The organism is Acinetobacter sp. WCHAc060025 (assembly GCF_004209355.1).
Taxonomy (GTDB): Bacteria; Pseudomonadota; Gammaproteobacteria; order Pseudomonadales; family Moraxellaceae; genus Acinetobacter; species Acinetobacter wuhouensis.
This window is the reverse complement of the sequence record NZ_SGSX01000002.1, coordinates 73,284-86,515: the sequence shown is the minus strand read 5'-3', so window position 1 is coordinate 86,515 and position 13,232 is coordinate 73,284. Positions and strand designations below refer to the sequence as shown.

12 protein-coding genes and 1 pseudogene are annotated in these 13,232 nt (G+C 38.8%); 10 read left to right on the top strand and 3 right to left on the bottom strand.

What is annotated here, in order from left to right; genetic code table 11:
* Positions 1–107 precede the first annotated feature (107 nt).
* Together EXE09_RS02010 and mnmG are read right to left on the bottom strand one after the other, a co-directional pair.
* Positions 108–1,034, bottom strand: a complete 927-nt coding sequence (locus EXE09_RS02010) for an ADP-ribosylglycohydrolase family protein (RefSeq protein ID WP_228257147.1) — start codon at positions 1,032–1,034, stop codon at positions 108–110.
* Between the two features lie 157 nt (positions 1,035–1,191).
* Positions 1,192–3,072: a tRNA uridine-5-carboxymethylaminomethyl(34) synthesis enzyme MnmG gene (mnmG, locus tag EXE09_RS02005; protein ID WP_130116161.1), complete on the bottom strand. Its 1,881-nt coding sequence runs from the start codon at positions 3,070–3,072 to the stop codon at positions 1,192–1,194.
* Between the two features lie 252 nt (positions 3,073–3,324).
* Between mnmG and EXE09_RS02000 the strand changes: the two genes are divergently transcribed.
* The 7 genes from EXE09_RS02000 to purD all read left to right on the top strand — a co-directional run bounded on the left by EXE09_RS02000 (position 3,325) and on the right by purD (position 10,599).
* Positions 3,325–3,750, top strand: a complete 426-nt coding sequence (locus EXE09_RS02000) for a hypothetical protein (RefSeq protein WP_130116160.1) — start codon at positions 3,325–3,327, stop codon at positions 3,748–3,750.
* A gap of 244 nt (positions 3,751–3,994) precedes the next feature.
* Positions 3,995–4,873 (top strand): bile acid:sodium symporter family protein, encoded by an 879-nt coding sequence (locus EXE09_RS01995; RefSeq protein WP_130113152.1) that lies wholly within the window; start codon positions 3,995–3,997, stop codon positions 4,871–4,873.
* Between the two features lie 160 nt (positions 4,874–5,033).
* Positions 5,034–5,936: a 50S ribosomal protein L11 methyltransferase gene (prmA, locus tag EXE09_RS01990; protein ID WP_130116159.1), complete on the top strand. Its 903-nt coding sequence runs from the start codon at positions 5,034–5,036 to the stop codon at positions 5,934–5,936.
* Between the two features lie 21 nt (positions 5,937–5,957).
* The gene (locus EXE09_RS01985; protein WP_087552759.1) at positions 5,958–6,818 is read left to right on the top strand and encodes a zinc-ribbon and DUF3426 domain-containing protein; all 861 of its coding nucleotides are present in this window, start codon (positions 5,958–5,960) and stop codon (positions 6,816–6,818) included.
* A gap of 376 nt (positions 6,819–7,194) precedes the next feature.
* The gene (gene fis, locus EXE09_RS01980; RefSeq protein WP_001086304.1) at positions 7,195–7,464 is read left to right on the top strand and encodes a DNA-binding transcriptional regulator Fis; all 270 of its coding nucleotides are present in this window, start codon (positions 7,195–7,197) and stop codon (positions 7,462–7,464) included.
* Between the two features lie 94 nt (positions 7,465–7,558).
* Positions 7,559–9,133: a bifunctional phosphoribosylaminoimidazolecarboxamide formyltransferase/IMP cyclohydrolase gene (purH, locus tag EXE09_RS01975; protein ID WP_130116158.1), complete on the top strand. Its 1,575-nt coding sequence runs from the start codon at positions 7,559–7,561 to the stop codon at positions 9,131–9,133.
* A gap of 179 nt (positions 9,134–9,312) precedes the next feature.
* Positions 9,313–10,599, top strand: coding sequence for a phosphoribosylamine--glycine ligase (purD, locus tag EXE09_RS01970; RefSeq protein WP_130116157.1), 1,287 nt, complete (start codon positions 9,313–9,315; stop codon positions 10,597–10,599).
* Positions 10,600–10,674: 75 nt separating this feature from the next.
* Here the strand turns inward: purD and EXE09_RS01965 are convergent, their stop codons facing one another.
* Complete coding sequence (locus EXE09_RS01965; RefSeq protein ID WP_130116156.1) at positions 10,675–11,376, bottom strand: tetratricopeptide repeat protein; 702 nt, start codon at positions 11,374–11,376, stop codon at positions 10,675–10,677.
* Positions 11,377–11,510: 134 nt separating this feature from the next.
* Between EXE09_RS01965 and EXE09_RS01960 the strand changes: the two genes are divergently transcribed.
* The 3 genes and pseudogenes from EXE09_RS01960 (at position 11,511) to EXE09_RS01955 (ending at position 13,231) form a co-directional block, all read left to right on the top strand.
* A complete protein-coding gene (locus EXE09_RS01960; RefSeq protein ID WP_130116155.1) occupies positions 11,511–12,068 on the top strand; it encodes a GNAT family N-acetyltransferase in 558 nt (185 codons plus the stop codon).
* Positions 12,055–12,181, top strand: a pseudogene (locus EXE09_RS19190) (phosphoribosylglycinamide synthetase C domain-containing protein); the annotation flags it as partial. The gene EXE09_RS01960 and the pseudogene EXE09_RS19190, both read left to right, overlap by 14 nt.
* A 168-nt stretch (positions 12,182–12,349) precedes the next feature.
* Complete coding sequence (locus tag EXE09_RS01955) at positions 12,350–13,231, top strand: MetQ/NlpA family ABC transporter substrate-binding protein (protein WP_130116154.1); 882 nt, start codon at positions 12,350–12,352, stop codon at positions 13,229–13,231.
* The last annotated feature ends 1 nt before the right edge of the window (position 13,232 follow it).

Here is a 13,232-nt window from a genome sequence, read left to right as displayed (position 1 = left end):
CCTAGTATTCAAATACTTAATTTAATAAAAGCTATAAATGATCATGTAATCACTTAAATCTATTCAGTATTAAAAATCCTGAATCAACCGATCAATCTGTTTAGATTTTAAATAGATGAAGACACATGCTTCAGTAATTTATTCAGCAAAGGTTCTACAAGCGCTTTACCACTTAATTGTTCAGCCCAAACTTTTGGAATTGCCTCAGAACCATAGTACAAACCTGCAATTCCGCCTGCGACGCAAGCCGTGGTATCTGTATCTCGACCTAGTGAAATCGCTGTTTTCACAACATCTTGATAAGTCGGTTGTTGCAATGCAAAACGAGCCGATTTCAAACAATCCACGACATAGCCACTGCCTGTATGTACTCCCTCTTCATCTGGCTGAATATATAGTTCGAGCTGTTCCAAGTCTTCAGGTTTGTCTTGATAATATTCACGTAAAATTGCTACAGCCTTCTTCCACCCTTCATTAATATCCAAACCATTTAATATAGATCTCACCCATAAACAATACAGTGCACAACAGACTTTTGAACGTAAATGAGCGTGGGTAATATGCGATTGTGCATAAGCATCTTGAATTAATTCTTCATCTGTTCCTTGATGCCACAATGCTAGAGGCAATACTCGCATCAGCGAACCATTACCATTCGATAACTCATCATTTTTGGCAACTTTTTCCAATGGAACGCCATTTAAATACAGATTAATTGCAGACGATGTCTGTATACCCACATCAAACACTTGGTAATCAACAGCCATATAACCATGTTGATACCAATTGCAGATTCGATTCATAAAGTCTTCAACATCGAATTTATTTTTATAAAGCAATGAATCTAATAAACATAACACTTGAGCGCCATCATCTGACCATGTTCCAAAAGCAATATTAGGATAGGTTTTTACAAAGCCATTTGGTGTGATCATATCAATTTGATCATAGACAGGTAGTTGTTCGGGTAAATTAAATTCATACGGTACACCCACTGCATCACCAATTAGTAAACCGTAAATTGCGCCTTTGATTTAATCTTGTCTGCTCATATTTCTACACGTCAATTATTTGAACAAATTATATATTGTTATAGTGACACTATATTGTAATATATTCAAGCCTTTCAATATCAAAAATAGCGACAATAAAAAAGCCCGCATTACGCGAGCTTCTTAAAACTAAAAAATCTTAAGCAGATTTTTTAGTTTGATTATTCTTACGAATCGTAATCATCACCAACTGAACTGCCGCAGGTGTAACACCTGGAATACGGCTTGCTTGACCTAAAGTTTCAGGACGAACATCTTTCAATTTCAAGGTAATTTCACGAGAAAGACCAGAAACCACATCATAATCAAAATCAGCAGGAATACGGGTATCTTCCAAACGCTTCATTTGCGCAACATCTTCTTGCTGACGGTTAATATAACCCGCATATTTCACCGCAATTTCAATTTGCTCACCGACAAATGCTGACACTTCAGAACCTGTGATTTCAGCAATTTGAGAGAAATTAATATTCGGACGTTTTAACAAATCAATCGCATTGGTTTCTTTAGACAGATCATCGCCAGTCAATTCAACGAATTTTTTACCCAAAGGATTATTCGGTGCAGCCCAAAGATGTTGCAAACGACCTGTTTCTTTCTCTACAGCTTCCATTTTTTGGCAGTAAGAATCCCAACGCTCATCGTCCACAAGACCCATTTCACGACCAATAGCTGTTAAACGCTGATCAGCATTGTCTTCACGCAACATCAAACGATATTCCGCACGTGAAGTGAACATACGGTACGGTTCTTTCGTACCCAAAGTAATAAGATCGTCAACAAGTACGCCCATGTACGCTTCATCACGTTTTGGTGTCCATTGCTCTTGATCCCATGCACGACGAGCAGCATTTAGACCTGCCAATAAACCTTGTGCACCTGCTTCCTCATAACCTGTTGTACCGTTGATTTGACCCGCGAAGTACAAGTTATTGATTGATTTTGTTTCTAAAGAGAATTTCAAAGATTGCGGGTTGAAATAATCATATTCAATTGCATAACCTGGACGAAGAATGTGCGCATTCTCCATACCACGAATCGAACGAACCAACTCAAACTGCACATCAAATGGCAAAGAAGTCGAGATACCATTTGGATAAAGCTCATGTGTATCCAAACCTTCAGGTTCTAAGAATACTTGATGCGAGTTTTTATCGGCAAATTTATGAATTTTATCTTCAATTGATGGGCAATAACGTGGGCCTACGCCTTCGATCACACCGGTATACATTGGTGAACGATCTAAACCACCACGGATAATGTCGTGCGTACGTTCATTGGTATGCGTGATATAGCAGTTCACTTGTTCAGGATGCATTGACACATCGCCCATGAATGACATGGTTGGTGATGGGAAATCACCTGGTTGCGGTGTCATTACAGAGAAATCGACTGAACGTGCATCAATACGTGGTGGTGTACCCGTTTTTAAACGACCAACAGGTAAATTCAATTCACGTAAACGTGCCGCCAGTGAAATTGAAGGAGGATCACCCGCACGACCACCTGATGAATTGTTTAAACCGACGTGAATCACACCACCAAGGAAAGTACCCGTTGTTAAGACTACAGTTTTCGCATCAAAGCGAATCCCCATTTGGGTCACAACACCTTTAACGGTATCGCCTTCAACGATTAAATCATCCGCTGCTTGCTGGAAAATATCCAAATTGGCTTGATTTTCTAAAGTATGACGAATCGCTGCTTTATAACGAATACGGTCTGCTTGCGCACGTGTAGCACGAACTGCCGCACCTTTGCGGGAGTTGAGAATACGGAATTGAATACCACCTTTGTCAGCTGCAAGTGCCATTGCACCGCCTAAAGCATCAATTTCACGCACCAAGTGTGATTTACCAATACCACCAATCGCTGGGTTACAGCTCATCTGCCCTAAAGTCTCAATATTATGAGTAAGGAGTAAAGTCTGTCGACCCATACGTGCCGCAGCAAGTGCCGCTTCCGTACCTGCGTGACCGCCGCCGATAACAATGACATCGTAAACTTTAGGATAATGCATAGTGGTAATATTAGGAGAAAAAGAATGACAGAAAATTATAACAAAATTTTGATTTAAGTTTTAGGCAGTTTTACAAATTTATTGGGCTAAATCGCCAGACTAAGCCAATAAACAATACTTTACAGAGACTACATAAGATAAACAGACCGTTGCAGTAAGTCTTCACAAATCGAATTTAACTGAACATAAAACAGCTTTAGGATAAAAACCACTCAGACAAATAAATTTTCAATGAATATAAGGATTAGGAATATGAAAAATATAGTGTCTAAGCTGATGGTTAGCTCATTACTGACTTGTGTTGCTTTATCTACGGCACATGCTGAGGAAGAAAATGCCAGTAAAGCTGAAATTAAAAAGCAAATCCAAGTCTGTGCTAAGAAAAAAGAGGGGGATTGGGTCACTTATGCCAATAAAGGTGTCACTTATAATGGTGCATGCTTACCAAATGAAAGTGGCAAACTTCAATTTAGCTTCCCTGCACCTGCGGGCGGTTCTTCAGCAGCTGTTGCACCTCCAGCCGCAGATGATGCCATTGCCAATAAGCCCGCTGTAGAAGCTGTGCCTGCTACGCAACCTGCTCCTGCGGCTGCACCAGAAGCACCTGTTGAGCAATCTGCACCTCAAGCAAGTGAACAACCTGCAACAGATGCACCTGCCCCACCGTCAGCTCAATAAGATCATTTCAACTTTGTAGAATTTATTCATCGTTTTTACTGACCTAAAAATGGAAGGACTCACATTGATGAGTCCTTTTTTATACTTTAAATTTTATGCTTTAAAAAGTGAAGTTCGTCTGTACTCTAATTTTCTAATTATTTTTTATTTTCTAATTCAATTATTTCTATTACACTCAAAGTGAATCTGGATGATTCTTCAAACAACTTTAACCTATATAAAATAACAAATTAAGGATGAAAATATGGATTCAGGGATTATTACGATCATGCTTCCGCTTGCCTTAGCTATCATCATGATTGGCTTAGGTCTCGAACTTACACCCAAAGACTTTGCCCGAGTTTCCAAACATCCCAAAGCAGTATTGATTGCTCTATTTTGTCAATTGGTTCTGCTTGTTGGAATTGCCTTTATTATTTGTAAAGTATTGGCATTGCCTCCCTTACTGGCAGTCGGCTTAATGCTACTCGCAGCATCACCAGGGGGAAGTACTGCAAATTTATTTAGCTATTTATTTAAGGGCGATATTGCGCTCAATATTACACTCACAGCCATTAATTCAGTGATTGCAGCATTTACTTTACCGTTGATTGTAAATTTCTCGATTCAATATTTTATGAATGATGGTCAACAAATTAGTATGCAATTCAGCAAGATCATTCAAGTTTTTGCGATTATTCTAATTCCAGTGTGTATTGGCATGTTAATACGCCACTTTGCACCTCATTTCAGTGAGAAATTAAATAAACCTTTGCGTATATTTTCCGTCCTATTTTTAGTTTTAATTATCATCGGAGCAATCGCAAAAGAACGTGCAAATATTTTGCAATACCTCACCCAAGTCGGTTTCGCTACAGTCATTTTCTGTATTTGTAGTTTAGTGATTGGTTATTTTGTACCACGACTCATGGGGATTAATAGTGCGCAAGCACGTGCTTGTGCCTTTGAAATTGGCATTCACAACAGCACTTTAGCGATGACGATTGCCTTAACTGTGATTGCCAATAGCACGGTTGCGATGCCTGCCGCAGTCTATTCTATTTTTATGTACATTTTCGCTGCTCTATTCGGATTCCTCATTTCCAAACTTGCCGACAAAGAAACCGTACAAAAAATGGCATAGCTCAGTGATAATAAAGCTTTGTACAAATTCAGCATCAGAAATAGCACTGATTTAAAATGGACGTTTCAACGTCCATTTTTTATTTCTACAGGAATATAGGCGTAACTTGCCTGTTTCGGCTACAATATGCGTTTTTAAGAAAATGATTTAGGTCTTTCCCGTGAAGTGGTTACAAATCCATATTACAGTAGAACAAGCTCAAGTTGATTTTACAGAAACATTGTTAAGCTCTTTAGGTGCAGTCAGTGTGACTCTGGATGATGCTGAGAACCAAGATTTACTAGAACCACTTCCTGGTGAAACGCCACTTTGGAATAAAGTCATTGTCACTGGCATTTATGCGCAAGAAGATGATGAAACGATTGATGTCGCTGCTTTAGAAACTTTTATTCGCACTCAACTTCCAACTGAACCAATGCGTAGTGAATTCTTAGAAGACCAAGAATGGGAACGTACTTGGATGGATGCCTATGAACCCATTCAGATTGCTGAAAAATATTGGATTGTTCCAGAATGGATGGAAGCACCTGAAGCAGATGCAGTCAATATTAAACTTGATCCAGGTTTAGCTTTCGGTACAGGAAACCACGCGTCAACATTTCTTTGCTTACAATGGTTAGGCAAAACAGATGTTAAAGATAAAATCGTCATCGACTATGGTTGTGGTTCAGGTATTTTAGGTGTTGCTGCACTGCTTCTCGGTGCTAAAAAAGTCTATGCAACGGATATTGATCCGCAAGCAGTTTTAGCAACCCAACAAAATGCTGAACTCAATGGTGTACTTGAAAATCTATACGTTGGGCTTCCTGAAGAGTTCAATGCAGAATTTAAAGATAAACAAGCAGATATTTTAGTTGCCAATATTCTTGCAGGACCACTGATGTCACTTGCAGAAGAATTCTCAACTTTAATTAAATCTGAGGGAGAATTCGCACTCGCTGGTGTAATTGAAGAGCAAGTAACTGATGTATCTAGTGTTTATTCTGAATTTTTTGATATAGTAGAAGTTGAGAAACGTGACGAAACTTGGTGTCGAATTTCAGGATCACGTAAAAAATTTTAATCCTATGAAATAATCATATCTATGGCTGAAAAACAAACCATTTGCCCAAATTGTGCATCTATTTATAAAGTATCAGTAACTCAGCTTACTGTTGCGCAGGGAATGGTTTGTTGCCCAAAATGTTCACATGATTTTAATGCCCTACTGCATTTACAAAAAACACCGCCTATTGATACTAATATTGATCACACAATCACTTATTTTGAAGAACCCCAAGATTTTTTCTTTAAGAATAAAGAAGCTGAATTCACTATTTACGATATTTTTAAACGTAAAGTTGAAAATTCAAATATTGATTTAAAAACATATTTGAATAACTTAAATTACTTTAATAATGAACCAATCAATGTCATACCAAGCTTAAATCTTGCACAAGGCATACATAAGCCCAAACAAGATAGTTCTTCGTCTAAAAGCGTACTCTATTATGCAGTTTGGAGCCTGATCAATCTTGCGCTGTTCAGCGTACTGTTATTTCAAATCGTATGGTTCAATCCAAAACTAACAGACCAGTACCCGATCGTTAATTCAATTTTCACAAAAACATGCGCTATATTACGTTGTGACACCATTGATCAACGTTATAAAAAAGTCATAGTTCAAAATATTAAAGTTATTTCGCTCAACCATCAGCAAACCCAATTTACAGGACAAATTAACAATCAGTATTCTAAAAGCTTAGAACTTCCAATATTAAAGTTAACGCTTAAAGATAAAGGAAACGTTGTTAATACCTCGATCATAACTTCTGATGAATATTTGATTGATAGTTTGCAAGGCATAAAACGGATTCCTCAAAATAGCCCTTATCCGTTCAAATTTGTAATCAAACAACCGAGAAATAGTTTTGATGAGTATGAATTCGTAATCATTCACCCTTAAGATTGAAAAAAACTATAAAAAAATGAAAAAAAATGTAGTTTTCTTGCTCATTTTTTCTTAGACAATGGTATCATACGCGCCACGAAAGCTTTGTCCTGCAAACTCCTCGCATTTTTTCAAAAAAATATAGTTTTATTATGTGCTTTATAATTTCAATATCGCGCAAGTAGAACGTTTTTTGTTTAAAAGAGTGTTGTAACAAATATTAATCTATTGTTACGCTTATTTTTCACTCAATACGATGATTTGTGGCAAGCTAATTGTTCTTGTTTTAGAGCCAACCGTTTTAGGATCTAAAACGGAGCTCAGATTTTTTTAGACCACATTTATATATTGCTTTACCCTAGCAATATTTTGATTTTTCGGATTAACTCGCATGAATAGCAAATCTCCTATTTTTACTGCACAATCTGATGTCGCTCTTCGTATTCACGTAGATCGCGCAGTTCGTCACTATTTTGCACAATTGCAAGGTGAGCAACCATCTCAAGTGTACGACATGGTGCTAGCAGAAATGGAGAAACCTCTTTTATCTGTCGTTCTAGAATATACGCGTGGTAACCAGACTCGCGCTGCTGAAATTCTCGGACTAAACCGCGGAACTTTACGTAAAAAGTTGAAAGCTCACGGTTTAATGAGTGAATAAATGATAAAATGCTCACGGCTTGCGTGGGCATTTTTTTTACCTATGCATTAGCTATTTGTTAAATCTCTAGACTTAAACACTGTTGACGAAGATCATGACTATTAAACGCGCTTTAATCTCTGTTTCTGATAAAACCGGGATCGTTGAATTTGCCCAGAACCTTGCTGCTCTTGGGGTGGAAATTTTATCTACTGGTGGTACATATAAGTTGCTTAAAGACAACAATGTTGCCGTAGTTGAAGTTTCAGAGCACACAGGCTTCCCAGAAATGATGGATGGTCGTGTAAAAACATTACATCCGAAAATTCATGGCGGTATCTTGGCTCGCCGTGGTCTAGACGAAGCTGTAATGGCTGAACACAACATTGATGCGATTGATCTTGTTGTTGTGAACTTATATCCATTTGCTGCAACTGTGGCAAAACCAAACTGTTCACTTGCAGATGCGATTGAAAATATCGACATCGGTGGTCCAACCATGGTTCGTGCTGCTGCGAAAAACCATGCTTCTGTAGGTATTGTTGTCAATGCATCTGACTATGCAACTGTCGTTGAAGAGTTAAAAGCAAACGGTGCTTTATCTCATGCAACACGTTTTGACTTAGCGGTTAAAGCATTTGAACACACTGCACAGTATGACGGTATGATTGCTTCTTACTTAGGCGCTCGCGTAGGTAAAGAGGAAGGTCAAGCAGACAAATTTGCGCGTACTTTCAATACCCAATTAAACAAAGTTCAAGACCTTCGTTACGGTGAAAACCCGCATCAATCTGCTGCATTCTATGTAGAAGATACTGCGACTGAGGCATCTGTTTCTACTGCGAAACAACTTCAAGGTAAAGAGCTGTCTTATAACAACATCGCAGACACAGATGCAGCACTTGAATGTGTGAAATCATTTGCTAAACCTGCTTGTGTGATCGTTAAACATGCAAACCCTTGTGGTGTTGCGGTTTCTTTAGATGGTATCCAAGCTGCTTATGATCTTGCTTATGCAACTGATCCTGAATCTGCATTTGGTGGCATCATTGCATTCAACCGTGAATTAGATGTTGCAACTGCGCAAGCGATTGTAGACCGTCAATTCGTTGAAGTGATCATTGCACCAAGTATTGCTGATGGCGTACTTGAAGTGACTGGCGCGAAGAAAAATGTCCGTGTACTTGTATGTGGCGAGCTTCCTGCAATCACTGAACGTAAAGCGCAACTTGACTATAAACGCGTAAATGGCGGTTTATTGGTTCAAGACCAAGACTTAGGCATGATCACAAAAGATGATCTTAAAGTTGTGACAAAGCGTGCGCCAACTGAAGCAGAAATTGATGATTTAATCTTTGCCTGGAAAGTTGCGAAATACGTGAAATCAAATGCGATTGTTTATGCTAAAGGTCGTCAAACGATTGGTGTAGGTGCTGGTCAAATGAGCCGTGTAAACTCTGCACGTATTGCTGCGATCAAAGCTGAACATGCTGGCTTAGTGGTTGAAGGTGCTGTAATGGCGTCTGACGCATTCTTCCCATTCCGTGATGGTATTGATAACGCTGCGAAAGCAGGTATCAAATGTATCATTCAACCGGGTGGTTCTATGCGTGATGAAGAAACCATTGCTGCTGCTGACGAAGCTGGTATTGCAATGGTCTTCACTGGTATGCGTCATTTCCGTCACTAATTAATATATAAGTCGTATTTATTAATCCCCCTAAATCCCCCTTTGTAAAAAGGGGGACTTTTCGCATCATAAAACTGTGTTTTATTTGCGATGCCCTTTCCCCTTTTTAAAGGGTGAGAATCCTCAGAATATATTCTGAGTTTGCAAGGTGGGATTCTATTCTTTTGAGGGATTTTTAGATGAATATTTTAGTTTTGGGTAATGGCGGTCGTGAACATGCACTTGCATGGAAAATCGCACAAGATGACAAAGTCGCAAAAGTATTTGTAGCACCTGGCAATGCCGGTTCTGCAACTGAAAATAAATGCGAAAATGTTGCCTTAAATATTTTAGACAATGCTGCGATCATCGACTTTGCAAAAAACAATGCGGTTGATTTAGTGATCGTGGGTCCTGAAGCTCCGCTTGTAAATGGTGTGGTTGATGCATGCCGTGAAGCTGGCGTTAAAATCTGGGGTCCAACTCAGTTTGCTGCACAGCTTGAAGGCTCTAAAGCATTTGCTAAGCATTTCCTTAAACGCCACAACATTCCTACTGCTTTCTATGACGTATTTACTGAAGTAGATGCAGCAAAAGCTTTTGTTGAAAAAAATGGCGCGCCGATCGTGATCAAGGCTGATGGTCTTGCTGCGGGTAAAGGTGTGATTGTTGCGATGACCAATCAAGAAGCATTCGATGCAATTGATGACATGCTGGCAGGCAACAAATTTGGTGATGCAGGTTCTCGTGTCGTCATCGAAGAATTCCTTGCAGGTGAAGAAGCATCATTCATTTGTATGATTGATGGCGACAACATTTTACCAATGGCAACCTCACAAGACCACAAACGTATTTTTGAGGGTGACCAAGGTCCGAACACAGGAGGTATGGGTGCTTACTCTCCTGCTCCTGTTGTGACTGCAGATGTATTTGAAAAAACTATGCGTGAAGTGATGCGTCCAACTGTAGATGGTATGAAAGCAGATGGTCATGTCTATACAGGTTTCTTATACGCAGGCTTAATGATTGATGAACAAGGTCAACCGAAAGTGATCGAGTTCAACTGTCGTTTTGGTGATCCTGAAACTCAACCCATCATGATGCGTTTAAAATCATCACTTGTTGACTTGGTTGAAGCAGGTATTGCAGGTAATTTACCTGTGGAAGCTGATTGGGATGAGCGTAAAACTGTCGGTATCGTACTTGCATCTAAAGGCTATCCTGAAACTTCAAGCAGTGATGATGTTATTTCAGGTTTAGATACTGAAATGGCTGATGCTAAAGTATTCCACGCAGGTACGAAAGCCAATGAAAATGGCGACATCGTGACTGCTGGTGGTCGTGTACTGTGCGTAACTGCACTGGGTAATACGATTGGTGAAGCACAAGCTAAGGCTTTGGAGCTTTGCCAAAAAGTGACTTTTGATGGTGTTCAATATCGTAAAGATATTGGTTACCGTGCAATTGCACGTGAAAATGCTGAATAAGTTTTCATAGTCTCAGTATTTTAAAAACCCGCTTAAGCGGGTTTTTTATTTCACCAACAATTAGATGATAAAGCCTTATTTAAGGCGTGATTGTTCTAACCAGAAAGCTGCTAACTCTTCATTTTTTACTACGCCCCAACCATTTCTATATAAATTACTTAAACGTAGTTGGGCATCCTTATTTCCCTTTTGAGCTGCAATATTCGAGTATTCAAAAGTTTTCATATAATTCTGTTTACTTCCAACTCCAACATAATACATTCTAGCTAATCTATTTTCAGCAGCGCCATTATTTACACTACCCAACTCTTTCAACTCTTTAGCCAGATGATGATCTGTGATTTCCTGACTATTCAAAATAAATGGTGCTGATATATCAATCACTTTTATTCTTGGCTTCTTCACATGCTCAACTTGCGTATTACTTTCCTCAACATTCGCTGAACGAACACCAACTGATGTCTTTTGCTGTTCAAATTCCTTTGACTGAGAAGAATCAACATGATCACCCATAGCCACCCAATGCTCATGTCCACATTTAGGGCATTTATATCCTTTGCTAGCTAGCCATTGTACAATTTCATCCTTGTACATAAGAAGTGCTGGACCTCCTGCAATAATCGCAATACAAATCGCCATTGCAAAACCTGTGCCTGCAAATAAGAATGATGTCCATGCAAAAAATCCAAATGCTGGCATAGCTGCACCAAGAACTTTAACAAAAAGCTCTTTATTGGTTGTTTCTGTAAATCCACAATTTTTGCATTGTATTTTCATACTTAATATCTTATTAAAATCAACATACTAATTATAAATTATTCTATATATTCATCAATTCAAATCTTCCGAATTAGCTTTTTTATAATTTCACCCCTATTCCCAAATTAATCATAAAAACTTAATATCTTCTTATGACTATTCAAATTCAAACCCCTCGCCTCATTCTCCGCCAATGGCAAGACTCCGACACTGCCCCATTTATCCAAATGTGTGCAGATGATGAAGTCATGCGCTATTTCCCTAAAAAACTGGATGCTTCTGAAGCCACTGCTTTTCTGCAACGTATCCAAAATGATATTGAAAAGCGTGGTTGGGGCTTATTTGCAGTAGAGCTAAAAGCTACAGGTGAATTTATTGGATTTATCGGCTTACACGTACATCCACCTGAGTTTGAAATAGCCGATGCCCCTGAAATTGGTTGGCGTTTACTGCCCCAATACTGGCATCAAGGTTATGCAACCGAAGGCGCTAAAGTGGTGTTAAAGCATGCTTTTAGAAACTTACGTATAGATCGTGTGATTTCATTGACCGCAAGCATCAACACACCGTCCGAAGGTGTCATGCAAAGACTCAGTATGGATAAAGTAAGAGAGTTTGATCATCCTTTTGTTCCAGCTGATCATCCGTTACATCGTCATATACTGTACGAAATGCATCGCGGTGATTTTCTGCATCACACATTTTGTTGATGCTAAAGTGCTTCATGCAGACACGAAAGCCAGTGAAAATGGCGACATCGTGACTAGGTGGTCGTGTACTTTGTGTGACTGCTTTAGGTAATACCATTGGTGAAGCGCAAGCTGTTGAGGTTTTTTTGATGCCACTTCACCTTTAAAACCCACCTCAAACCATTTTTTTTACTTAACTTATAAAAACTTAAACTATCGACTACCCTAATTCATTGCTATTCTGTTCCAAAATTTTATTTATTAAAACTTAAAATCCATATATTCAAATCCTTGGAGTATCCATGAATAAACTGTTTAGCATCTTATTAAGTGCATCTGTACTGACTTTATCTGCATGTGGCAACAAACCTGAGCAAAATCAAACATCAAAAGAAAATGATCAAGGTTCAACTCAAGCGCTAAAAACAATTAAACTCGTATCAACTGGCGCAGATACAGACATTTGGAAATATATTTCCGATCTTCCTGAAACAAAACAAGCTGGGATCGACTTAAAAGTCACAAATCTAACCGACTATGTGGTATTAAACACCTCGGTCGCTAGCGGTGAGCAAGATGTAAATGCCTTCCAATCATTCAATTATCTCGCAGCTTATAATGCATCAAACAAAGAAAAAATTGCTGCTGTTGCCACCACCTATTTTGAACCAATGGGAATCTATGCCAATACAGTGAAGTCTGTAGAGCAATTTCCGCAAGGTGCAACCATTGCTATTCCAAATGATACAGCAAATGAAGCGCGCGCCCTGTCGTTATTACAATCAGCAGGTTTACTTAAACTTAAGCCCAATTTTGACCTAGGTAAAGGCACTGTTAACGATATTATTGAAAACCCTAAAAAATTAAAGCTCCGCCCAATACAAATGACCACTGCCGTTCGAGTGAAAAAAGATGTGGATGCAATTGTCTTGGGCAATACCCTAGCACTTGAAGGTGGATTAAATGTATTAAAAGACTCTATATTTCATGAGCCTGTAGATGAAACTACCAAAATTTATGTCAATTTATTGGGTGTTGCAGAAGCTCATAAAGATGATCCAATTTATACAAAATTAGGAAATCTCTATCATTTACCACAAGTACAAAAATTCATTAGTGACAAATTTGCTGGAACCAAAGTCGAAGTCAATCAACCTGTTAGTGAATTTACTGACACCAAATAGG